General features: G+C 62.1%; 18 protein-coding genes. 12 read left to right on the top strand and 6 right to left on the bottom strand.

The genetic code is table 11. The features are described 5' to 3' along the window. The first annotated feature begins 50 nt into the window (after positions 1 to 50). From NKI05_RS12680 to NKI05_RS12670, 3 genes are read left to right on the top strand one after another with little or no spacing between them, the layout of a single operon-like run. The gene (locus NKI05_RS12680; protein WP_023693473.1) at positions 51 to 1,595 is read left to right on the top strand and encodes a sugar ABC transporter ATP-binding protein; all 1,545 of its coding nucleotides are present in this window, start codon (positions 51 to 53) and stop codon (positions 1,593 to 1,595) included. Beyond that, positions 1,592 to 2,596, top strand: a complete 1,005-nt coding sequence (locus NKI05_RS12675) for an ABC transporter permease (RefSeq protein WP_023693472.1) — start codon at positions 1,592 to 1,594, stop codon at positions 2,594 to 2,596. Before NKI05_RS12680 ends, NKI05_RS12675 begins: the two co-directional genes overlap by 4 nt. A 3-nt stretch (positions 2,597 to 2,599) precedes the next feature. Then, positions 2,600 to 3,565 carry an ABC transporter permease gene (locus tag NKI05_RS12670; RefSeq protein WP_023672667.1) on the top strand — a complete coding sequence of 322 codons (966 nt, stop codon included), beginning with the start codon at positions 2,600 to 2,602 and terminating at the stop codon, positions 3,563 to 3,565. A 201-nt stretch (positions 3,566 to 3,766) separates the two neighbouring features. Here the strand turns inward: NKI05_RS12670 and NKI05_RS12665 are convergent, their stop codons facing one another. Beyond that, complete coding sequence (locus NKI05_RS12665) at positions 3,767 to 5,167, bottom strand: Do family serine endopeptidase (RefSeq protein WP_352792406.1); 1,401 nt, start codon at positions 5,165 to 5,167, stop codon at positions 3,767 to 3,769. A 445-nt stretch (positions 5,168 to 5,612) separates the two neighbouring features. On the opposite strand from NKI05_RS12665, the gene NKI05_RS12660 reads away from it, so the two are divergent. The 3 genes from NKI05_RS12660 (at position 5,613) to NKI05_RS12650 (ending at position 7,836) form a co-directional block, all read left to right on the top strand. Beyond that, positions 5,613 to 6,224 carry an ATP-dependent Clp protease proteolytic subunit gene (locus NKI05_RS12660; RefSeq protein WP_023682462.1) on the top strand — a complete coding sequence of 204 codons (612 nt, stop codon included), beginning with the start codon at positions 5,613 to 5,615 and terminating at the stop codon, positions 6,222 to 6,224. 69 nt (positions 6,225 to 6,293) lie between these two features. Then, positions 6,294 to 6,722 (top strand): GFA family protein, encoded by a 429-nt coding sequence (locus NKI05_RS12655; RefSeq protein WP_050485925.1) that lies wholly within the window; start codon positions 6,294 to 6,296, stop codon positions 6,720 to 6,722. A gap of 46 nt (positions 6,723 to 6,768) precedes the next feature. Then, positions 6,769 to 7,836, top strand: coding sequence for a M42 family metallopeptidase (locus NKI05_RS12650; protein ID WP_023682460.1), 1,068 nt, complete (start codon positions 6,769 to 6,771; stop codon positions 7,834 to 7,836). 129 nt (positions 7,837 to 7,965) lie between these two features. Here the strand turns inward: NKI05_RS12650 and NKI05_RS12645 are convergent, their stop codons facing one another. After that, positions 7,966 to 8,790, bottom strand: coding sequence for an SIR2 family NAD-dependent protein deacylase (locus NKI05_RS12645; protein WP_023682459.1), 825 nt, complete (start codon positions 8,788 to 8,790; stop codon positions 7,966 to 7,968). Positions 8,791 to 9,725: 935 nt separating this feature from the next. On the opposite strand from NKI05_RS12645, the gene NKI05_RS12640 reads away from it, so the two are divergent. Both NKI05_RS12640 and NKI05_RS12635 read left to right on the top strand, forming a co-directional pair. Beyond that, a complete protein-coding gene (locus tag NKI05_RS12640) occupies positions 9,726 to 9,896 on the top strand; it encodes a hypothetical protein (protein ID WP_023672674.1) in 171 nt (56 codons plus the stop codon). 39 nt (positions 9,897 to 9,935) lie between these two features. Beyond that, the gene (locus NKI05_RS12635; protein WP_023682458.1) at positions 9,936 to 10,433 is read left to right on the top strand and encodes a hydrolase; all 498 of its coding nucleotides are present in this window, start codon (positions 9,936 to 9,938) and stop codon (positions 10,431 to 10,433) included. Between the two features lie 197 nt (positions 10,434 to 10,630). On the opposite strand, the gene NKI05_RS12630 is transcribed toward NKI05_RS12635, so the two are convergent. From NKI05_RS12630 to cphA, 3 genes are read right to left on the bottom strand one after another with little or no spacing between them, the layout of a single operon-like run. After that, complete coding sequence (locus NKI05_RS12630; RefSeq protein ID WP_023682457.1) at positions 10,631 to 11,455, bottom strand: cyanophycinase; 825 nt, start codon at positions 11,453 to 11,455, stop codon at positions 10,631 to 10,633. Continuing rightward, entirely contained in the window at positions 11,452 to 12,351 is a 900-nt protein-coding gene (locus tag NKI05_RS12625; protein ID WP_023682456.1) for an isoaspartyl peptidase/L-asparaginase family protein, read from the bottom strand. The genes NKI05_RS12630 and NKI05_RS12625 overlap by 4 nt, the downstream gene beginning before the upstream one ends. Next, positions 12,351 to 15,128, bottom strand: a complete 2,778-nt coding sequence (gene cphA, locus NKI05_RS12620) for a cyanophycin synthetase (protein WP_050586853.1) — start codon at positions 15,126 to 15,128, stop codon at positions 12,351 to 12,353. Before cphA ends, NKI05_RS12625 begins: the two co-directional genes overlap by 1 nt. A 658-nt stretch (positions 15,129 to 15,786) precedes the next feature. Between cphA and sdhD the strand changes: the two genes are divergently transcribed. Beyond that, positions 15,787 to 16,176 carry a succinate dehydrogenase, hydrophobic membrane anchor protein gene (gene sdhD, locus NKI05_RS12615; protein ID WP_027050929.1) on the top strand — a complete coding sequence of 130 codons (390 nt, stop codon included), beginning with the start codon at positions 15,787 to 15,789 and terminating at the stop codon, positions 16,174 to 16,176. Positions 16,177 to 16,279: 103 nt separating this feature from the next. On the opposite strand, the gene ctaD is transcribed toward sdhD, so the two are convergent. After that, positions 16,280 to 17,938 (bottom strand): cytochrome c oxidase subunit I, encoded by a 1,659-nt coding sequence (gene ctaD / locus NKI05_RS12610; RefSeq protein WP_023693467.1) that lies wholly within the window; start codon positions 17,936 to 17,938, stop codon positions 16,280 to 16,282. A 311-nt stretch (positions 17,939 to 18,249) separates the two neighbouring features. On the opposite strand from ctaD, the gene NKI05_RS12605 reads away from it, so the two are divergent. The 3 genes from NKI05_RS12605 to NKI05_RS12595 all read left to right on the top strand — a co-directional run bounded on the left by NKI05_RS12605 (position 18,250) and on the right by NKI05_RS12595 (position 22,242). Further along, the gene (locus NKI05_RS12605; protein ID WP_023696175.1) at positions 18,250 to 19,077 is read left to right on the top strand and encodes a DUF2243 domain-containing protein; all 828 of its coding nucleotides are present in this window, start codon (positions 18,250 to 18,252) and stop codon (positions 19,075 to 19,077) included. Positions 19,078 to 19,107: 30 nt separating this feature from the next. Next, positions 19,108 to 20,484, top strand: coding sequence for an NAD(P)/FAD-dependent oxidoreductase (locus tag NKI05_RS12600; protein ID WP_352792405.1), 1,377 nt, complete (start codon positions 19,108 to 19,110; stop codon positions 20,482 to 20,484). 243 nt (positions 20,485 to 20,727) lie between these two features. Beyond that, positions 20,728 to 22,242, top strand: a complete 1,515-nt coding sequence (locus NKI05_RS12595) for a protein adenylyltransferase SelO (protein WP_023738734.1) — start codon at positions 20,728 to 20,730, stop codon at positions 22,240 to 22,242. Positions 22,243 to 22,857 lie beyond the last annotated feature (615 nt).

Genomic DNA, 22,857 nt, shown 5'->3' with positions numbered 1-22,857 from the left:
CTTTCCAGTTGCCCTACCCGCTTCGGCGGGTAGGGTTTGGGAGTTTGACGATGACCGCTCAGCCGGACCAAGCCGCGCTGCTCCTGGACATGCGTGACATCCAGAAGCGTTTTGCCGGCATCCCTGCCCTGGCCGATGCCTCGCTCCAGGTTCTTCCGGGCGAGATCCACGCACTCATCGGCCAGAACGGTGCGGGCAAATCGACACTTATCAAGGTGCTCACCGGCTATTACCGCCGGGATGCGGGGCAGGTGCTGTTCGAACGGAAGCCGTTCGAAGTTGGGTCTCCGCATCAGGCGCAGGTCAGCGGCATCAGCACCATCTACCAGGAGATCAATCTCGTACCGCTGCGCTCGGTGACCGAGAACATCTGCCTTGGACGCGAGAAGCGCCGCCGCGGCCTGCTCGACTGGAGCGCGATGCATGCGGAAGCCGAGCGCCTGCTCAGCCGCTTCTCGATCGGCATCGACGTGCGCCGCCCGCTCAGCGATTTCAACACCGCCACGCAGCAGATGGTGGCGATCGCCCGCGCCATCGGCTTTTCCGCCCGCCTCGTGATCATGGATGAGCCGACCTCCTCGCTGGACGAGCGTGAAGTCTCGGTCTTGTTCAGCGTTATCCGTCAGCTCAAGGCCGACGGCGTCTCCGTTCTGTTCGTCAGCCACAAGCTCGACGAGTTGTACGAGGTCTGCGACCGGGTCACGATCATGCGTGACGGCCGCACGGTGCGAAGCGCGGCGATGAGCGACATCGGCAAGCTGGAGCTGGTCGCGGCCATGCTCGGCCGCGACGTCGCAGCCGTCGAAGGCCACGCGACCGCGTTCGGCGAACGCGATCGGTCGAGGATCGGTGATGTGCTGTTTACCGCGCAAAGGCTGGCAGCCGGCCAGTTGGTGCGTGACGTGAGCTTCGACCTGCGCCGCGGCGAGATCGCCGGCTTTGCCGGCTTGCTCGGCGCCGGCCGCACCGAAACAGCCCGCCTCGTATTCGGCGCCGACCGCCGGAGCGCAGGCGAGATGACAATGGAGGGCGCGTCCTACCATCCCGCACGTGCCGCTGATGCCATCGCCGCGGGGATGGGCTTCTGCACTGAGGACCGCAAGGCCGAGGGCATCGTGCCGGAAATGACCGTCGCGGAGAACATAACACTGGCACTGCTGCCGAAAATCAGCCGCAATGGCATCCTGAACGAGGCCCGGCAGAAGGAGATCGTCGAGCGCTTCATTCGTGAACTCGACATCAAATGCTCGGGGCCTAACCAGAAGGTCCGCGAGTTGTCGGGCGGCAACCAGCAAAAGGTGCTGCTTGCCCGCTGGCTGGCAATGAACCCGAAGCTGCTCATTCTCGATGAGCCGACGCGCGGCATCGATGTCGGGGCCAAGGCCGAGATCCAGCGCCTCATCCGCAAGCTTGCCGATGACGGGCTCGGCGTGCTGATGATCTCCTCGGAACTCGAGGAAGTGATGGAAGGAGCCGACCGCATATTCGTGCTGCGCGAAGGAGTGAGGGTGGCCGAACTGGAAGGCCAGGCAGCCGACGAGGAGGACGTGCTCGCGGCGATGGCGCATGGTGGCGCGGCGAAGGAGGCAGCGTGAGCGATCTGGCCACACCATCCGCAGCCAACGACGCTGGAAACCGCCGCTTTGATGTGTTCGGTTTCCTGGCGCGCTACGGCACGGTGATCGCGCTTGTGCTGCTGGTGGTCTTCAACCTTGCCTATACGCGCAATTTCGCGACTCTGCAGACACTCAACGTCAACCTGACCCAGGTCTGCACGATTGTGATCGTCGCGGTGGGGATGACCCTGGTGATCGCCACCGGCGGCATCGACCTGTCGGTTGGTTCGCTGATGGCGATCTCCGGCGCATTGGCGCCGATGATCTTCATGGGCACGATCTTCCCGGTCGGAAACATCTATCTGGCGGTAGCCGTCGCGATGATTGCCTCGATCCTCGTCGCCGGCCTGTTCGGGCTGTTCAACGGCTGGTTGGTCTCGCGTTTCCGCATCCAACCGATCGTCGCAACGCTCGTGCTGTTCATCGCCGGGCGCGGGATCGCGCAGGTCATGACCAACGGCAATCTGCAGACCTTCCGCGTGCCGCAATTCCAGTGGATCGGACTTGCCCGCCCGCTCGGCATTCCCGCGCAGGTCATCATCATGGCCGTGCTGGTTGCGGTGGCCGCTTGGGCCCTTCACCGCACGGTGTTCGGGCGAAGCATCCTGGCGGTCGGCGGCAATGAAAAGGCCTCTGAACTCGCCGGCATCGCCGTATCGAGGATCAAGCTCGCTGTCTATGCGATCAGCGGCCTGTGCGCGGGGCTAGCCGGTCTCGTCGTCATTGCGATCAACTCCTCCAGCGACGCCAATCTCGTGGGGCTGGGCATGGAACTCGACGCCATCGCGGCGGTCGCGGTGGGCGGCACGCTGTTGAGTGGCGGAAAGGCCACAATCATCGGCACCCTGCTGGGCGCACTGACCATCCAGTTGGTGCGCTACACGCTGCTCGCCAATGGCGTACCCGACGCCGCTGCGCTCGTCGTCAAGGCCGGCATCATCGCATTCGCCGTCTGGCTGCAGCAGCAACACCGGGTGTAATCCATGAACAGCGCCAGACTGGTTCGCATCATCGGCACTTACGGTGTCGTCATCGCGCTTGCAGCCCTCGTCCTATTCGGATTCCTGCGCTACGACCGCTTCCTCGGCCTCTTCAACGTGATGAGCGTTCTGCGCTACAACTCGATGTTCGCGCTCGTCGCGCTCGGCATGTGCTTCGTGATCATGACCGGCGGCATAGACCTGTCCGTCGGCTCCGTCGCAGCCTTGGGCAGCGTCGCGTCAGCCCTGGCGAGCCCGCACGGCATCGTGGCAGGCCTTGCAGCGGGCGTTGGCGCCGGCCTGGCAGCCGGGCTGATCAACGCGCTCCTGGTTACACGCGGCAACCTGATGCCATTCATCGCCACGCTTGCCACCATGCTGGCCGCAAGCGGCTCGGCGCTGCTTCTGGCCGGCAACCAGACGGTTTCGGTGTCTTACGATTCGGGTTTCACCGCCATCGGCCAAGGGAATTTCTGGATTTTCCCGATTCCGGCAGTCATCGCCCTGGTTGCCTATGCCGTCGGCTCAGTGGTCCTGAACTACACCAGCACGGGACGGACGGTGCTGGCCATCGGCGGTGGCGAGGATGCCTCGCGGCTGATGGGGCTGCGCACTGACCGCGTCAAATTTCTCGTCTATGTCGCAAGCGGGTGCCTGGCCGGGCTCGCCGGCGTCGTCCTCGCTTCTCAGTTCGGCGCAGGCCAGCCGATCGAGGGCGTCGGCTGGGAGCTGTTTGCCATCGCAGCCGTGGTCGTGGGCGGGACGCTGCTGACCGGCGGCTCGGGCTCGGTGTTGACCACGCTGGCCGGCGTGCTGTTGCTCGGGATCCTTTTCAACGTCCTGAACTTCGAAAACGGCATGGGTTGGATTTCGCTGTCAGCCTACTGGCAGTCGGTGATCCGCGGGCTGTTTTTGCTCGTCGTCGTCCTTCTCCAGGCACGGCTTACGGCAAGGCGCGAAACTGCCTGAGGATGGCGAGCGCCTTCGAGCACGATGAGCTCAAAAGAGCTCTGGCGCTGCAGAATCAGTGCGCGTTGCGCACCCGGCCCAATGAGCGCATCCCGCAGACTTTCTGCGGCGATGCTTCCCCGGTGCACCTGGGGTCCGACACCCTTGGAGCGGGATCCGCAAGCGGATCGTGGTGCAGTCACATGGTCGTCCTGGAGACGGTCATTTCCCGGCGACCGCCACCAACACGGACTGCCCCTGCCTTTCCAGCCGAAACAGGATGGGCTTGCTCTGCCGGCGAGAGTTCGCCCACTCCTCGACGATGTCCGAAGGCTCCGTCACGCGGCGATTGTTGGCCGATATGATGACATCGCCCGGCTGCAATCCGCTCCGGGCGGCAAGGCCATCGGGAACCACTTCCACGACGAAGACGCCGGTCGTTCCTGATTTGATGCCGAGCTGCTGACGCGCCTGATCCGGAATCTGGCTGAGCGATAGGCCGAGGCCTTCGGCCGCCGACCTCTTGTCGGGAACAGCGCCGGTCTTCACCTCCGCATCCTTGCGCTCACCGATGACAAGCGCGATCTCCTGGTCCTTGCCGCCGTTACTCCGTGTCAGAGTGGCCTTGCTGCCAGGCTTCTGGCTAGCCGTCGCAAGCGTGAGGTCATGGACACCCTCAATGCCCTTGCCGTTGAACCGGGTGATCACGTCACCCGGCTTCAAGCCGGCTTTCTCCGCCGGGCTGCCGGGCTCGACCGAAGCAACCAGCGCGCCCTTGTCATCCTTCATCCCGAGGGCCTCAGCCAGCGACGGCGTGATGTCCTGCAGGCGGACCCCGATGAAGCCACGCTCGATCCGGCCGGTTCTAATCAACTGGTCGGCGATGCTCTGGGCGGTGCGCGATGGCACCGCAAATCCGATCCCGATGCTGCCGCCCGACGGCGAGACAATGGCGGTGTTGACGCCGATCACCTCGCCACGTGCGTTGAACAGCGGACCGCCCGAGTTGCCTCGATTGATCGACGCGTCCGTCTGGAGAAAATCGTCGTACGGCCCGGCTTGAATGTCTCGCGAGCGGGCCGACAGAACGCCGACAGTGACTGTCCCTCCGAGTCCGAAGGGACTGCCGATCGCGATTGTCCATGCGCCCGGCTGCATTGCATCCGAGTCACCCCATTTGGTCGTGGTCATGTTGGGCCGCGGGTCGACCTTCAGCACCGCTATATCGGTGGCGGGGTCACGGCCGACCAATTGCGCCGGCGCCGTTTCCTTGTCGGAAAATACGACATGGATCTCTGTCGCATCGGCAACGACATGGTTGTTGGTGACGATGTAGCCGTCGGGACTGATCACAAATCCGGAGCCAAGCGCCTCCCTCACCTGTGGCTGAACGGGTCCGAGGCCCTGGCCGTCGAACGGACTTGTAAAGTCGCCCGCCGTCGTCTGTTCCTGGACAACCTCCCGGGTCGTGATCGCGACCACGGCCGGCAATTTCTGCTGAATGATCGCCGTGAAGTCGGTCGGGGTATCCTGGGCCAGGACAGGCGCCACGCCACTGGCCGAGAGCATCAGCGCAACCGCGATCAAGCGCGTTGCAAATCGTCTTTGCATATCGTGAGACATTGCTGGACCTCCTGCCGGACAGCCCCGGCCGCTCGGCCGCGCCGCGCGGAGCCGGTGCTCCGGACGCTAGAACTGCCAACAAAGCTGTTTGTTTCAGCCCCCCGGAAAAATGGCACGGCCAGGAAAAACAGCCCGACCGCGGGGGTCCGGAAGGCAGCAGCCGGGAACCATTGAGGCCGTCGAGTTCAACCGTCCACAGGACTGGTCCCGGACGTGGCAGAAGTCAGCAAAGCGACTGCGTCAGCTCCGGCAAATGCCCGATATGCCCATGGAGCCAACCCAGCGGCTGAGGTGCCTCTACCGGGCCTGGTGCGAAAACGATCTGCAATGCAAGAGGGAGCTCAACAGCCGCAGAGAGACGCGGTCGTGATCACCGCCGCTCGAACTCCCTCAAGGGAACAAAAGGGTACCAACTAAGTTCGGCCCCCATAGTGAGGATGTCTATATGGATCTGTTGCCCCAGTCAGCCGAACACACCGTCTCCCCGCCGCCCGCTCCAGACCTTCACCGGCTTTTGTTCGATCCAAACTTGCGTATACACGGCTTGATTGATGACACTGTCGTCACCAAAGCCTTGGACGATTTGAAAGCCGTGCGTTCCGGGGAAGACGATCTCTACGTTGAAATCGACACGCCCGGAGGCGACGCCGACGGCGCGCGACGTCTAGCTCTAGAGTTCAAGCTTTTTCTGAAACACTCGGGCCGCAACGGCTACATCATTGGCAAGAATACGGTTTACTCTGCCGGGGTAACGGTCCTTGCCGCTTTCCCGAAAGCCTGCAGGTTCCTTTGCCCGCAAGCAGTCCTGCTGATTCATGAAAGAAGGCTTGAGAAAGACTTGGTTCTGAATGGACCAATTCGAAGCTGTCTTCAGATCGTTCGCGAACAACTTGCGCTGTTGGAAACGGCAGAGCGACTCGAGAATGAAGGGTTCGCCGATCTCGTCCAAGGTTCTCGAACATCGCTGGAAGAGCTGCGCGACCATGCCTTGACCAACTGCTACCTGATGGCAGCCAGAGCTTTGGAGTTGGGCCTTGTTGAAGACATTGCCGATTAACTTGACGCCTCGGATGCAAACGGCAGAGCCGAGTCCAACACGCTTCCCTCACTCATGGCTCCGGCGACCATGAACGGCAAGGTTGAAAAGATAGAGCGGACCGGCGGCTGTCTTTGCGGGTCTGTGAGGTATGTTGTCACCGGCGCGCCGTTGCGCGTTGGCTTGTGTCATTGCCAGGATTGCAAGAGAACCAGCGGCAGCACCTACAGTGCCTTTGCCGTGTGGCCGCGGTCGGCTTACCAGTGCAAGGGCGAGCTTGTTGCATTCAACGGCAGAGGTTTTTGTCCGGCATGCGGGTCGCGCGTGGTGAACCTCCGCGACGACGAAGCCGAGATCATGATCGGCACTCTCGATGATGCGCCAAACGACCTTCTCCCGGCATACGAGCTTTGGACCCCCCGGCGCGAAGCCTGGCTCCACAACCTGCCTTGGGCTGACCAATTCGCGGGCGATCGCACCGAAGAAGGCCAAAATTGGCGCGAAGCCCGACGAGTATGACCATGCTCGAATGGCCCTCCACCCATGAACTGTGAAAGTCAGCTTCATGCGCGATGAATCACTCAAGTTCTTGAAGAAAATTGTGGCGACCCCGTCGCCGAGCGGCTTTGAGCAACCTGTAGCGGAGCTTTTCCGCGAGTATGTTCGTCCGTATGCCCACAGGTTGACGACGGACGTCATGGGCAATGTCACAGCGATCATCAATCCTGAGGCGTCTATGCGCTTCATGTATGCCGGGCACATGGATGAGGTCGGCTTCATCGTCCACTACATCGACGATGACGGTTTTCTGTTCTTCAGCACCATAGGTGGAACGGACGTTGCCACTGAAATCGGCCAGCGTGTCTGGGTGCACGGCAAAGAGCCGATCCTGGGGGTCGTGGGTCGCAAAGCAATCCAGACCTTCAAAGCCTCTGACACGTCTCAAACACCCTCGCTGATGGAACTGTGGATCGATATCGGCGCGAGTTCGCGAGAGGAAGCGTTGAAGGTCGTAGAGGTCGGCAGCGCGGTGACTATCCATGGCGAGTTTGCAGCGCTCCAGGGCAACCTTGCTGTCGGACGAGCGTTCGACAACAAGGTCGGCCTCCTCATCGGCGCCGAGGTGCTGCGCTGCCTCTCTGAGGAGGGAGGCGTTCACCCCGGCGTGGGGCTCTATATCCTGGGTACGGTTCAAGAGGAAATCGGTTCCCGAGGCGCGATGACCTCGGCGTTCAATATCGCGCCTCGAACCGGCCTCGCAATCGATATGGGCGTGGCGATGGACTATCCGCGCGCTCGCGCCGAGGATCAGGGCAAACTGGACCTTGGGAAAGGGCCGGCAATCACTCAAGGCGCGAACACCAACCCGGTGGTGTTCAATCTGCTGAAGTCGGTGGCCGAGAAAGAGGGCCTGCCTTATCAGTTTCAGGCGGTGGGCAGCTCAAGCCCTACCGACGCGCGTGTCATGCAGCAGAACCGCGGCGGCGTCGCAAGTGGGGTGCTCTCCGTGCCTTTGCGTTACATGCATACCCCGTCCGAAGTTGTTTGCTTGGATGATGTGCAAACGACGATTGACTTGGTTTGTGCATATTGCCGGCAATTGACGCCGGAGATCGACTTCACGCCAAGATGATCGCTGCGGGATTGATTGTGGAAGTCGTGGCTCCAACAGTCGCCGATCTGGCGCCTGTCGGCCACCGCCCGGTTCGTCGGTCACCGCGCACCTGCGAAAACCCAACCACGGTCCACTGGGGAGCGCGCCTCAGGTCACCGCGACCGCTTCCACCAAACGCCTGAGGAAATCCGTCAGACCGGCTTCAGGATCATCACCTGCGCCAACGAGCACCGAAATACCCCAGCGCCCAAGCACGGCCTCCTCCACAGGGTTGCGGCTGGGCATGAAGATGAACGAAGGGGGACGATCTTTCTCATATCCAGACCGGTGCCAGGTTTGCCAAAGCCGGTGCAACAGCAGCCGGATGTTTGGATCGGAGAGGCTATAGCCAATGAACAGGATCGTGCTGCCGAGAGCGTCGGAGCGAAAGCGGACATCAAGGGGAGAATTGAAGGACAGGCGGTCAAGATAGTCGGTTTCGGTGAGGACAAGGGAAGAGTCCTCGTCAAAGTCGCCGTGAAATTTCACGATGTGCGTTATGCCTCGACGGGCCTGCGCAACGTGCCGTGCGTTGGCCACTTTCACGTACTCTCGACCGTGGATTTCAAAAGCGAGTTCCAGGTTCCGGTCATAGTTCGTCGTATAGATGACGGGAAAATCGAGCGTCACGATGAGACGGTGCAATTCCGATTTCTCGATCCGTTCCTTGGCGACAGACCAGTTTCTGTCCATCCAACTGCGAAGTGGTCCGATGCTGCCATGCTTGATCCGATAGTATTCGGCCAAGGTCTGAAAACGATCGCGTCGCGTGGAAAATTCATCGTCGACGCCGAGCTCCTTTGCCATTCGCTCGATGAGCTTCTCCCAAGACGGAAGTCCGACGCTGATCGATACCCCCGCCCCCACAAACAAAATTGCGCTGCGATGACGAATTGCATTGGCGAGCGAATTTATAGGATCATCATCGTTCATGGATAGGTCCTCCGAAGCCACTCGCGTGGGCCGGACCTAAAGGTGCGTGCCCCGTGAGCGGATCGTGGACGCGGCCCCGCAATTCGAGCCAGCACGGCGCACTGCGGGAGCATCGTGCTCCGCCCTCATCGACGAAATCGGATCGACCACGCACCAGCCAGCCCAGAGGGGGCGGCCCTTGCAGTCCTGCCGAGCCGCTTGCCACCCGAACCGAGGTAGCGGCCGCGAGGACACTGGCTGTGAACTGGAACCGGCGGTGTTGCGGTTTACTGGCCACGTTGATTCAGTTCTGCGCCAGCCATATTGCGCAAAACTCTATCGAGTTTCGCATTCACCAAGAGGTTGCGCCGCTTCGCGCCGATAAAGATGGCGAGAGAGTAAATCATTGTAAGAACAGAGATCATCGTCATTCCGGCCTAAACATCAGCGGCCGGAGATGTTCCATGCGCCCGGAAATATTCCAGTGCAGGTGTTTTTAAATCGCCGAAGCTACGCGCTCAATGCGCGGTTGGTTTCGTGTCCAGGGCGGACGAATTAGCGCAAGGCGGTATTCATCCTCCCACATCGGCGGCGGACTGAAGCGAAATGCTGGTTGTGTCCCCCAGAATTGCAATGAAACGCCGATGCTTTGCATGCGGCCCGGAACAAATGCTCGCTTGCACAGTTCGAGCCATGCAGCGGTCGACCCCCGCGCTGCAAGATCGGTAGCCCGATCGCCCGCGCCGGCCCCTCCCACGGCGCGGGCTTTCGTTTGAATTCACGCTGTCGGGGTTGGAGTCGCTCCGCCGTTGTCGCGAGCCGGCTGATATACGCGCTGTCCGGGGCTCGCGGGATGCCGGCGACATCGGCATTCGCGCAGTCCGGCAGGTCAGCCGATGCACGGGAACAACGCGGCACTGTGATGGTTTGGTGGCCTCGGAAGGTGGCAGAGAACGATGGGCAAAAAGCCCAAACAGCACGCAAAATCCACGGCGGATCGCGAAAAGGCGATCGAGGCGCTCTACTTCGCGCGCAAGTGCGGCCTTACGAAGGAAGAGGCACTCAAGATGCTTAGGGAAGCCCCGATCGGGATCGATGATGAAGCCGAAGAGCGCTCCGGCAGTTAGACGCGATCGCCGGTCGCGCGTCGCAGCCGGCCGCGGCGCATGATCTTCTTCACTTCCGATACGCATTTCAACGATCCGCGCATTCTGCGCCTCGACCGGCGTCCCTTCGCCTCGTTGGTCGATCATGACCAGGCGCTGGTTGCGTTTTGGAACGAAACGGTTGGCCCGAACGACGAGGTCTGGCACCTCGGCGATTTCGCCAAGGGTCCAGCCGAGACCGTGTCTTCACTGCTGTCGTCTCTTAACGGGTCCAAGCACCTGATAATTGGCAACAATGATGGCGCCGCCACCATTGGCGACCCGGCCTGGGCGAGCGTGCACCACTACATGGAGCTTCTTGTCGAGGGCAGCTTGCTGGTTCTGTGCCACTATCCTTTTCGCACCTGGAACCAGATCGGCAAGAGGTCGGTAAACCTGCACGGTCATTCGCACGGTCGTCTGAAGCCGATGACGCGCCAGCATGATGTCGGCGTCGACGCATGGGGGTTTCGTCCGGTAACCTTTGCTGCCATTCAGGCCAGTCGCCGGCGGGGTTAGCCCGACAGAACGCCGGGCGAGCGAAGGTCTTCAGCTTAGCGGGATTGGAGCCGACGAGAGGCCGTCTGTAATCCTGCCGGACCCGCAACAATGCGACAATTCTGGTTGGGCGACTTCAAATAGGAGAACTGCTTCATATATGCGGTTTTCGCGGTACGCGGACCGCGCCGCACCATCAGCTTGAGTGTGGCGAAGTCTTACGGAAGCCCTACCGGCCGTCGCAGCGCGAGATCGAACCCGTCGCCTGAGCTCAGCACGTGAACCCTAAGATCATGGATGGAAAGGGCGGCATCAGGCTCACCTTCCGCGATGTTGGAATGCGTCACGCCGGCTGCATCGACCAGATAGACAGCGCCGCTGCCGATGACCTTGAACATCTCGCCCTTCACCACGATCGCGGTGTCTTCATCGATGCCGATGCCGAGGACGCGCGGGTTCTGCGACACCGCCCCGATGAGCCGCCCAATGCGGCCCCGTTCCGCAAAGTGCTGGTCGATAATTACATTCGGCAGCAGGCCCAGTCCCGGCGCCATCCGAATGTGGCCGATCCGAAAGGAGGCTGCGTTCGGCCCCTTCACCATCATCGTGTCGCTCATGACCGACGCGCCCGCGGAGGTGCCGGCAATGACGCCGCCGGCTTCATAGATTTCGTGCACCCGCTCGTCGATGGGCGTGTCGCCGATCTGGCTGGTGATCCGGAGTTGGTCGCCGCCGGAGAAGAACACCGCGCTCACGTTTGCGAGCGCACTTATTTTCTTTTCATGAGCTGCCTCGAGGCGGTCGTTGACGTAGAGTTCGATGACATCCTTGATGCCCAGCTCACCGAAGGACCTCTGATACTTCTCGAGATAGCCATCCGGCTCATGAGACGCGATGGTGGCAAGCACCAGGCGGCCGTTCGGAACCAGGCTCGCTACCTCCTTCAAGATGACACGATCGCCATCATGGTCCTCGTGGCCGCCGATGATGACGAGCGTTCCAGCTTTACCGTTCGAGGATCGTTTTTTCTTCTTGTCGGTCATTTGCCCACGTCTTTCTTGCGCAGGAAAACGTGCGGGTGGTTGTCCTCGCTGGTCATGAAAGCGACTGCGAACTCCCTGCTGTTATGCGCCCATCCAGACACGCCGGTCGCGGTAAGCACGATGGCTCCGGCTTCGCCGCCGATCGCCTCGACTTCCTTGAGCGCGGGATTCAGCACCTGCTCCAGGCCGCCTTCAGCCTGTCCCGAGGACAATGCCTGCCGCGCCGAGAGTGACTGCATGACACGGGCCGCGAGAGCCTTTCGCGCAATATGCTCACCGTCTCCCGAGAAGGCGACGGCTCCCAACCGGTTGTCGGCATAGTAGCCGCAACCGGGTTGCGGAGAATCCCCCACACGACCCGGAGCACTGCCGTCCAGTCCGCCGGTCGAAGTGCCCACGGCGATGTCCCCGTACTGATCCAGGGCAACCACACCGATCGTATCCTTCGCCTCCGACTTGCTGGAGGCGTCGCGCTGCTGCGGCGTGATCAAATCCGCCGGATCGCAAAGCTCCAGCTGCTTGTCGGCGGCGAAACGCCGGGCCCCCTCCGACGCCAGCAGGATCGGCTCCTCATGCAGCATTGCCTTCGCGACACTGATTGGATGGCGCACGCCCTTGATCACTGCGACGGCACCCACATTGAAGTCCCTGCCCTCCATCAGGCCAGCGCACATCTCGACCTCGCCGTCCGAATTGAGGGCACTTCCATATCCCGCATTGAACGTCGGGTCCGCCTCGAGGATGCGACCGGCCGCTTCCACGGCATCGACCGCCGTTCCGCCGCCGGCCAGGACGGCCCGACCTGCCTCGAGTGCCTCGATGCATCCGTTGCGATGCGCCTCCTCCTCTTGCGGATCGATCTCCTTGGCGCCGCCGTGCAGGATCAGCGACCACATCAGCCAGCCCTCAGATGGCGAATATGGGTCTGATCGGGCCCTCCCCTCGAAGGCGTCGCGCCTCCGAAGCCGGTTACCTGCCGCCACACGGCTTCAACGTCGTCGACGGTCAGCACGACAAGGTCGTTTTCCCGTGCAAGCCTGAGACACACGTCGACGGCCTCCTTCTCGGGACAGACGGCGTGAATGCGGCCTGGGGCGCAGCCGGCGTTCAAGGCACCTTCCCGCAGCAAGCCGGCGATCGCTCCGGGGGCTCGGCCGCGCAGCTCCTGCTCATCCTCCTTGAAGACGATGACGTCGAATATCCGCGAAGCGATCGCGCCCATCTCGCGTATGTCGCAATCGCGGCGGTCGCCCGGTATGGCGACCAGGCCGATCGTGCGCTGATAGCCGCGCCTCATGTGGGAAACGAGCTTTCCGAGCGCCTTCAGCCCCTCCGGATTGTGCGCATAGTCGACGATGGTGCGGAAACCATGTCCGTCGAAGACGTTGAGGCGACCGGGAGATTGCTCGAACGAGGTGCCAAACTCGGCCAGCGCCGCCCGGATCGTTGCCGCCGGAACGTCGTGGCAATGCGCCATGGCGACGGCTGCCAGGCTGTTGGCAACGTTGAATTCGGCCGAACCCTCGAAGGTCGCGGGAATTTCGTCGACGCTCATCAAGAACATCGATTCCCCATCCTCGTGGATGAAAATGTCCCAGCCGTCGCTGCTGGGCTCCCGCGTCACGGCGCGGCCGCCTTCCGCCAGGTGGCTGCGCAAGAAACCGGGCCACTCGCTCCTGCTCGCCAGCGAGAAGTAGCAGATCCTGCCGCCGGCATCGCGCGACATTGCGGACGTATGGACGTCGTCGGCATTGAGAATGCTCCATCCGCCGCGGCGGACGGACTCGACCACGACCGATTTCACCTCCGCCAGGTCCTCGATTGTGTCGATGCCCCTCAGCCCGAGATGATCGCCGTGGACGTTCAGCACCGCGCCAACATCGCATGCATCGAAGGCAAGCCCTTCGCGCAGGATGCCGCCGCGTGCACATTCCAGCACCGCGACATCGACACCCGGCTCGCGCAGCACGATCCTGGCGCTCTGCGGGCCTGAGCAATCGCCTGTGATGATTCGTTCGCCGTTCAGGTACACGCCGGTGGTCGAGGTGAGCCCGACGGTTGCGCCATTCGCCTGCAGGATGTGCGCCAGCATTCTGGCAGTGGTCGACTTGCCGTTGGTCCCGGTGATCGCGAAGATCGGAATCCGGCCGTCCTTGCCGCCTTTGAAGAGAAGATCGAGCACGGGCCGTGCGACGTTGCGGGCGCGCCCCGACGAGGGTTCGAGATGCATGCGAAAGCCAGGACCGGCATTCACCTCTATGATGCCGCCGCCGGTTTCGCTCACCGGCCGTGAGATGTCGGGACAGACGAAGTCGATCCCGGCAATGTCGAGGCCGACGATCTGTGCCGCCCGCCTGGCGATCAGCGCGTTTTCGGGATGGATTTCTTCCGTTCGGTCGATCGCGGTCCCACCGGTGGAGAGATTGGCGGTGGGCCGCAAGAGCACCATTTGACCCGGCGCTGGAACGCTCGCCAGGGTGAGCTGCGATTTTGACAGGAAATGCTCGACACATTCGTCGATCTCGATGCGGGTCAATACCGAGGAATGGCCCTCTCCCCTTCGTGGGTCGCGGTTCGTCTCCTCGACGAGCTCGGCGACAGAACTCCGGCCATCGCCGACCACATGGGCCGGAACCCTCTCGGCGAGCGCCACCACCTTTCCGCCGATCACCAGGATCCTGTGGTCCGAGCCGACGAAATGCTGCTCGACTATAACGCTACGGCTGTGTTCTCGCGCCTGTTCGAAGCCCCAGCGGACCTCGTCTTCTGTTGCCAGACCGATGTTGACGCCGCTTCCATGATTGCCATCGAGTGGTTTGGTGACCACGGGGTAGCCCAGCCGTGCTGCCGCCGCGACTGCGTCCTGCGCCGATCGCACCAGCTCCCCGCGTGGCACCGGCAGGCCGGCCTGTTGCAGCAGGAATTTGGTCAGGTCCTTGTCCGAGGCGATCTCGGTCGCAATCTCGGAAGTGAGGTCGCTGCAACTGGCGCGGATCCGCTTCTGATGCTTTCCGTGACCAAACAGCACGAGGCTGCTGTCGTCGATCCGCGCGGCGGGTATGCCCCGCCTCTCGGCCTCGCGCACCAAGGAAGCAGTCGTAGGCCCCAAGGCACGCTCGGCGGCCAGACGCTTGAGCTGCTGCAGCCTGGCTGCGAACTCGAATGGCCCCTGCGTTTCCGCAATGTCGCCGAGCCCCTCGACACCATGCAGATTGGCCGGCAGCAGGCTGTCCACCAGTTCGAGCGCGACGCGTCCGGCGAGCAGCCCGACAAGCTCATCCTTGTAGGCGAACATGACGTTATAAGTGCCGGGACTGCCTTTGACCGACCGTGTCTTTCCTCGTGTCACCCGGTGACCGAGCATGCTCTGCAGTTCCAGGGCGACATGCTCGACGACGTGGCCGAGCCAGGTTCCTTCCTGCATGCGGCGGACGAAGCCGCCGGCGGCGCCATAGCTGCAGCCATGGCCCGCAAGGCCGGGCAACAGTCGGACGATTTGTTCGGAAAACCCGGGCAGTTTGTCTGTCGGGAACGCCTCAAGGGCTCCGAGGTCGATCCGAATCTGGACCATTGGCGTCATACTATAGAGGTGCGGCCCGCGAAACACGCGGGCGTCCACGACGCGGATAGGGCGAAAACGCGAGGCGCCCCGATGAATTTCTTTGTCCGACATAGTCCGTTTCTCCTGACTAACTCCGCAACATCCGGAGGATCGGTTAGTTCCCGGCTCTTTCAGCCCAAATATTTTTGCAGGAGAGAGAAACAAAAGTGGCCGTTAACATATGTTGGCCCAAGAACACCCTCTGGTCATCTCGGCCACGTGCGGTCGCTGTTCTGAGGGCTACTTATCTCTCGGGACGAGGCGGGCCAGGCATTCGCTCGTTTTCACAAGCATTCGCCGGGCACATCGCGCCCGTTGAGCTAGTGCCCGGCTTTAGCTCATGGCGACCCATTGTGCGGGTCCAGCACTGAGGCATTAATCTTCAGCACGCCTTCGGCACCCGGGAACATTTCCAGACGCGTCAGGTTTGGAACCATCCTTGCACCGGAACTACAGCCATGCAGAGTCGAAAATCGGTGAAGGCCGCGCTCGTCAAGGAGATCGACGCGGTCCGCCTTCGTATCTCGCTGCTTGAAAGCGAGCTATGCAGAGATGGCAGACCCAGGCAAATTGGATGGCGTTCAGGATACGAACTGAACGCCCACAAAGCCCGCCTTGTTCGACTGGAGACCGTGCTTGCCCACTATCCGTCGGCACCGACGGCCCGGGCATCGAAACAGCAACAGCTTGAGTTGCGCGCAAGGCAACCAAGTAGTTTTGGGGAAACGCCATGGCTGACAGACCCTCAATCAGAACTCCGCTAGCTCGAGTGCGGGGCCTTGGATCGGCGAAACACGGAACCGAAACGTTCATGCTGGAGCGGCTGACATCTGCTGCCCTGTTGATCCTTGTCATTTACATCGTCGCGGTCGTTATAATGCTGGTCGGTGAGCCTCGAGACGCCGTCCTCAGCGTCGTAGGATCGATCTATGTCGCGCCAGCCCTTATTGGCTTCATTCTCGTAAGCTGCGTTCACATGCGGCTTGGAATGCAATCGATCATCGAAGATTACTGCCATGCCACCGTGCTCAAATCGCTTCTTCTGATCGCCAATTGGTTATTCTGCTGGGCAGTCGCGCTCGCAAGCTTGTTCGCTGTGCTGTTAATCAGCTTCAGATAGCGATCCGGTTCTCAGCTGCAGCCAACGTCTGCCACCAGCAGGCTGAAGTTCGCCTCAGCGGCGAACCGGGCTGGCTTGCGCAAAGGAGTTCGACAACCCGGCCTCATCTGATTTGCGGCAGCCTGTCCCATTGATGGAAAGGGGGTGGAGAGGTCAGCTCCCACTCCAATGTGGTAGCTCCTGGCCCCCATGGGTTCATGCCGGCGGCTCTTTGCCGGTAGAAAGCTTCCAAGATGCCGAAGAGGAAAATCACGACACTCGCGGCCGACAGGTACGATCCATACGAGGACACCATGTTCCAGCCGGCGAATGCGTCGGGATAGTCGACATAGCGACGCGGCATGCCCGCCAATCCAAGGAAGTGATGGGGGAAGAAGACGAGGTTCACGCCGACGAAGGTCGTCCAGAAATGGACCCCAGCCAGAAGCGGGTTGTAGAGATATCCCGTCATTTTCGGAAACCAGTAATACCAGCCCGCGAAGATGCCGAAGATCGCTCCCAGTGAAAGTATGTAGTGGAAATGCGCGACGACGAAGTATGTGTCGTGCAGTTCACGGTCGAGGCCGGCATTTGCGAGTTGAACGCCCGTCACCCCGCCTACGGTGAACAGGAATATGAAGCCGAGGGCCCAGAGCATCGGCGTCCGCAGGCTGACCGAACCGCCCCACATGGTTGCAATCCAGGAGAACACTTTTATCCCGGTCGGCACTGCGATCACCATCGTGGCGAAGGTGAAGTAGCGCTGCGTGTCGAGGCCTATCCCGCTGGTGTACATATGGTGGGCCCAGACGACGAAGCCGATCACCCCGATCGCCACGATTGCGTAGACCATCCCGAGATACCCGAAGATCGGCTTTCGCGAGAAGGTCGAGATCACCTGGCTGACGATGCCGAACGCCGGCAGGATCATGATGTAGACTTCCGGGTGGCCGAAGAACCAGAAGAGATGCTGGTACAGCAGCGGGTCGCCTCCGCCGTCCGGCGCGAAGAACGTGGTTCCGAAATTGCGATCGGTCAGGAGCATGGTGATGGCGCCGGCCAGCACCGGCAGAGCCAGCAGCAGCAGGAAGGCGGTGATGAGGATCGACCACACAAACAGGGGCATCTTGTGCAGGGTCATCCCCGGCGCGCGCATGTTGAAGATGGTGGTGATGAAGTTGATGGCTCCCAGGATCGAGGAGGCGCCCGCAATGTGCAGAGACAGGATGACCAGATCCACGGCGGGACCGGGATGGCCGGAGGTCGACAGCGGCGGGTACAGGAACCAGCCGGTCCCAGGGCCATAGCCGCCGGGGACGCTGGGCATGAAGATCGACAATAAAAGCAACATCAATGCCGGCGGGAGCAGCCAGAACGAGATGTTGTTCATGCGCGGGAAGGCCATGTCGGGGGCGCCGATCATGATCGGAACCATCCAGTTGGCGAAGCCGCCGATCAGGGCGGGCATCACAGTGTAGAAGATCATGATCAGCGCGTGGGCCGTGGTGAAGACGTTGTAAAGCTGCTTGCCGGCGTCGATCGCCGCGTCGCCCTGGTAACCGTAGATCATCGACGCCAGTCCGGGGAAAAACTGGATCCCGGGTTGCTGCAGCTCGATTCGCATGCTCACCGACAAGAGCATGCCGATCACCCCCGCGATGAAAGCGAAGACCAGATAGAGTGTGCCGATGTCCTTGTGGTTGGTCGAAAACAGCCATCGGGTGATGCCGGTCGGCTGGTGGCTGTCGAGACCGTCCGGATCTGCCGCCGTATATTCGTTCATGACCTTCTCCGCTTGAGCCGTCCGTCGCCAGCATCGAACCGTGCTGGAACTTGATTGTTCCCTCCACCGAACCGGCGGTAGGAACATTCCACGGAAGCCGCGGTTAGGTTCCGCGCGGCCGACCCTGCGCGGCTGAGGATCGACGTCCATGCTGGCGATAATTGCTGCGACCCTGGTTCTGACGACGGTGGTTGGTGGGCTGATATCCGCCTTCTGGCTCGAGGCGCGTCATGGTCTCCATGACCCCACGCCGCCGGACATGTCGGTGCCCAGGCAACTCAACGCCCCGGCCTGGAGCCGGTGGTCCTGACATGGACGCGATCACCGCGACACTCGACCCGAGAACGCGAGCCGGCTGGCTGCTGCTCGGCTTCGCGCTCGGCGGTTTCTTCGACGGCATCGTCCTGCATCAGATCCTGCAATGGCATCATCTTCTCTCGGGCGTCGCCGATCCGGTGGGTTCCGACCTGCGCTTCCAGATCATGGCCGACGGCCTCTTCCATCTTTTCATGTATGTGCTCGCCGTCGCCGGCACGGTGCTGCTGGTGGCCGCGAGGGCGGCCGGCGCGCGGCCCGGGACCACCACGGAGATCCTGCGGCTCGCCTTCGCCGGGTTCGGCGTCTGGCATGTCGTCGATGCCGTCGTGTTTCACTGGCTGCTGGGTCTGCACCGGATCAAGATGAACAGCGACTTGCCGCTCGCCTGGGATATTGCGTGGCTGGTCATCTTCGGCATCGTGCCGCTTGTGTTGGTGCTGGTGCTGCCCAACCGCGGCGGACCGGCACGCGGTGCTTCGGCAGCGCTTACCAGCATCGTCCTGCTCGCGGGATTGGCAGCCGGCGCCGGCCCGTTCTTCAACGGTGCCGCCAATTCCATCATCGTCTTTCGGGCCGGGATGGAACCGGCGGCGATGATGCGGGCCGTTGAAGTCGCCGACGCCCATCTCAAATGGGTCGACGCCAGCGGCACCATCTGGGCGGTCGACCGCGTCTCATGGCGCGGGTTGGTATCCCTTCACGCGCGCGGCGCCCTTGTGGTCAGCACGACGCCTGTCATTGCCGGATGCCTCGCCTGGACCGATGCCGCCGGAATGAGCAGTAGCTCCAGCCAGCAGCGAGGCACTCCTGCCAGGCTATGACTTCCGGACAGGGATAGGGGAGTATCAAGCATGCAGTTCGCCACCGAGAGCAGCCACGGCCGGAGCCTGACACCGCGCATCGTCGTGGTCGGCGGAGGCTTTGCCGGTCTGGAGGTTGCCAAGGCGCTCGGCAAGGCGGAAATCGGGGTGACGATCATCGACCGCCACAATCACCACCTGTTCCAGCCCTTGCTCTATCAGGTTGCAACCGCCGCCTTGTCGGCGCCTGACATCGCCGAGCCAATCCGCAAGATCCTGGGCCGCTATCCCTCGGTTCAGGTCCTCTTCGGCGATGTCACCGAGATCGTCACCGAAGCCAGGATACTGGTGCTGGCCGATGGGACCACGGTCCCCTACGACATCCTGGTCTTGGCCACCGGTTCGCAGCCATTCTATTTCGGCCAGGAGAGCTGGGCTCGGGTTTGTCCCGGCTTGAAGACCATCGAGGACGCGCGCACGATCCGGTCACGGCTGCTGCTATCGTTCGAGCACGCGGAACGGACCACCGATCCAGTCGAGCAATCCCGGCTGATGACGATCGCCATTATCGGCGGCGGCCCGACCGGTGTCGAACTGGCGGGCTCGATCGCCGAACTCAGCCGGCACACACTGGCGCGCGACTTCCGCAACATCCGGCCCGAGAAGACAAGGATCATACTGGTAGAAGCCGGCGAGCGTCTGCTTGCCGGATTCGCCCCGGAGCTTTCCAGATATGCACGTATGCGCCTTGAAAGCCTGGGCGTCGAGGTCGCGCTCGGCAACCGGGTCGAGGCGATCGAAGCGCATCAGATCACCGTCGGCGGCCAGGTGATCCCGGTGGCCTTGACGCTCTGGGCCGCTGGGGTGGCGGCTTCTCCGCTGGTCGCCCAGCTCGGTGTCGGGCTCGACCGCGGCGGTCGGGTGAAGGTCGAATCCGACCTGCAGGTCGTCGGCCACCCCGATGTCTTCGCGCTTGGCGACGTCGCACTGGTCCTCGATGGGAACGGCCAGCCATTGCCAGGTCTTGCCCAGGTCGCCAAGCAGCAGGGCGAGCACCTCGGCATGGCACTGGCACGCCGGATAGATACTGGCGACACGCTGCCGGCTTTTGCCTTCAGCAATCGAGGCAACACGGCCATTGTCGGCCGCCACGCTGCCGTGTTCGAATCGGGCAGGCTGAAACTGAAAGGCTGGATCGCCTGGTCTGCCTGGGCGCTCATCCATGTCTACCTGCTCGTCGGTTTTCAGCACCGCGTTCAGGTCTCGATCCAGTGGCTCTGGCGCTACCTGACCTATGAGCGTGGCGCCCGGCTTATCGCCGAGGAACGAGTCGAACCGGGTTCAACATCGTCGCCGGGAGCGGTCCCGAGAGAGCCGCTGCCACCCAAGGCAGACCCTGCCCCGGCATTGCCCGCCCGCACTGACTAGATTGCCGGGTGCTCAGTTCGGAGACAGTGGCGATGCGGGCGTCAGCTCTGGATTCCGCCACGGCCCGTCGTCCCACGGCAGCCCGAACCTCGATAGTTGAGGCGGGTGGTTCCCAGCTTGTATCCGGTGCCGGCCTGATGGATCCGGATGGCACCAACGACGTTGCGTCCCTATATGAACAAATGAACACAGGCTCCTCGAAACGGGATCTGTTGAACCCCTCCTCTTCAGAGACAGCTCGTCATGACGTCACCTGCGACTGCTGAACAACCCCCGGTCATTCAGACGGGGCTTCCCGCCCTGAGCAACAGCTATGCGCAATTGCCGGAGCGCTTCTTCGCGCAAACAGATCCGAAGCCGGTGTCCGAACCGCGGCTGATCCGGTTCAACCGGCACCTCGCGGAGGAACTCGGGCTCGATGCCGACCAGCTTACCAGCCCGGATGGAGTGGCGATGCTTGCCGGCAACAGATTTCCGGAAGGGTTGCAAGCAATCGCCCTGGCCTATGCGGGCCACCAGTTCGGAAACTTCGTGCCTCAGCTTGGCGACGGGCGCGCCCTGCTGCTTGGCGAAGTGGTGGACGTCAACGGCGTTCGCCGTGACATCCAGCTGAAAGGATCGGGACCAACGCGGTTCTCGCGCAACGGCGACGGCCGCGCCGCACTCGGCCCTGTCCTGCGCGAATATGTCGTCAGCGAAGCGATGGGGGCGCTCGGCATTCCGACGACGCGAAGCCTTGCGGCGGTGCTCACCGGCGACCCGGTCTATCGCGAGGTCCGGCTGCCCGGCGCCGTCCTGACACGGGTGGCGGCAAGCCATATCAGGATCGGCACGTTCCAATATTTCGCCGCGCGCCACGACACCGAGGCGCTCAAGATACTGGCCGACTATGCCATTCAGCGTCACTTCCCACAGCTGGCGGGGGAAGCACGGCCGTACCGGGCTTTGCTGGAGGCCGTTGTCGCCGCACAGGCGGACCTGGTGGCGCGCTGGATGCTGGTCGGCTTCATCCATGGCGTCATGAACACCGACAACATGTCGATCTCGGGCGAGACGATCGACTATGGCCCATGCGCCTTCATGGACGCTTACGACCCCAGCGCGGTGTTCAGTTCGATAGACCGCGCCGGTCGCTATGCCTATGCCAACCAGCCTCGTGTCGCCACATGGAACCTTGCGCGCTTTGCCGAGACCCTGCTGCCGCTCATGAGCACGGACGAGAATGAAGCAGTGTCTGAAGCGGAAGAGGTGCTGAGGTCGTTCCAGGCCTCCTATGAGGCTGTGTTGCAGCGCGGCTTCCGCAGAAAACTCGGACTGCTGACCGAAGCGGAAGGCGACTTGCAGCTCGCTGCCGACTTTCTGGATGTGCTGGCTCGCGGCGAAGCGGATTTTACGCTCGGCTTCCGGCGCCTGGGCGATGACCTCGACGCTGCGGACGGCCAAGGCACGGCGCGGCAGTTGTTTAAGGATCCAGGCTCATTCGATGCCTGGTCGGCGCGGTGGCGCCAGCGCATTGCAAGCGAAGCAGCCGACACGGCCACGCGCCGGGCAGCCATGCAATCCGTCAATCCCAAATTCATCCCCCGCAATCATCGCATCGAGGCGATGATCCAGGCGGCGTTGGGCGGCGACTTCACACCGTTCGAGGAGATCTTGACGGTCGTCAGCCGTCCCTTCGATGAGCAGCCGGGAATGGAACGCTATGCTGAGCCGCCACGCCCGGATGAGCGCGTCCTGCAGACATTCTGCGGTACCTGAGACATTCGTGATGGTCGCTTAACATGTGCAAATGCGGAAGACCCATTTGCAAGCTATCGTCACGGGTACTCTCGTAAGGGCTGAGCTATGACGATCATAGAATTGGCATTCGAATTGCTGGCACGGAAGCTCGTAGACCGTACCGGAATATCAGACGAAGATGCTCGAGACCTTGTCGCAGCCATGGGAGCTGACTGGTCATCGCTCGTGCGAGCAGCGAGGGCGATCAAAGAGACTTAGGTCTTTTGACGTCGTTTTAGCTGCCATCAGCTGCAGGGAGAGCGGACCTGAGGCTGCTGCCGCGATCCAGGCGCGACACCATCACCGATCATGTCAGCAACGTGGTCAAGCACTGTATTTCGGTCGCTCGAAATCGACCGGATACAACACGCTGCTCTCCTGAAAGCCACTGAAGCCCGCTACGCAAGTCGCCGGAAGCTCGCAATAAACTGCGATAGCAGCCCAGTCTTGAGGTTTATATTGCAGGCCCGCATCACTGGCGGGGCGACGCGGGCCTGCCCAGAGATTGCCTGTCCTCGACAAGCAACGCAGGCCCTGCCGTTCGTTGAAATCCGCGTTGGGAGTCAGATTCCGTCGGCACCGAAATCACAGGTG

Origin of the sequence: Mesorhizobium sp. M0771 (assembly GCF_040320155.1) — a bacterium.
Taxonomy (GTDB): domain Bacteria; phylum Pseudomonadota; class Alphaproteobacteria; order Rhizobiales; family Rhizobiaceae; genus Mesorhizobium.
This window is presented reverse-complemented; position numbering and strand designations above follow the sequence as displayed.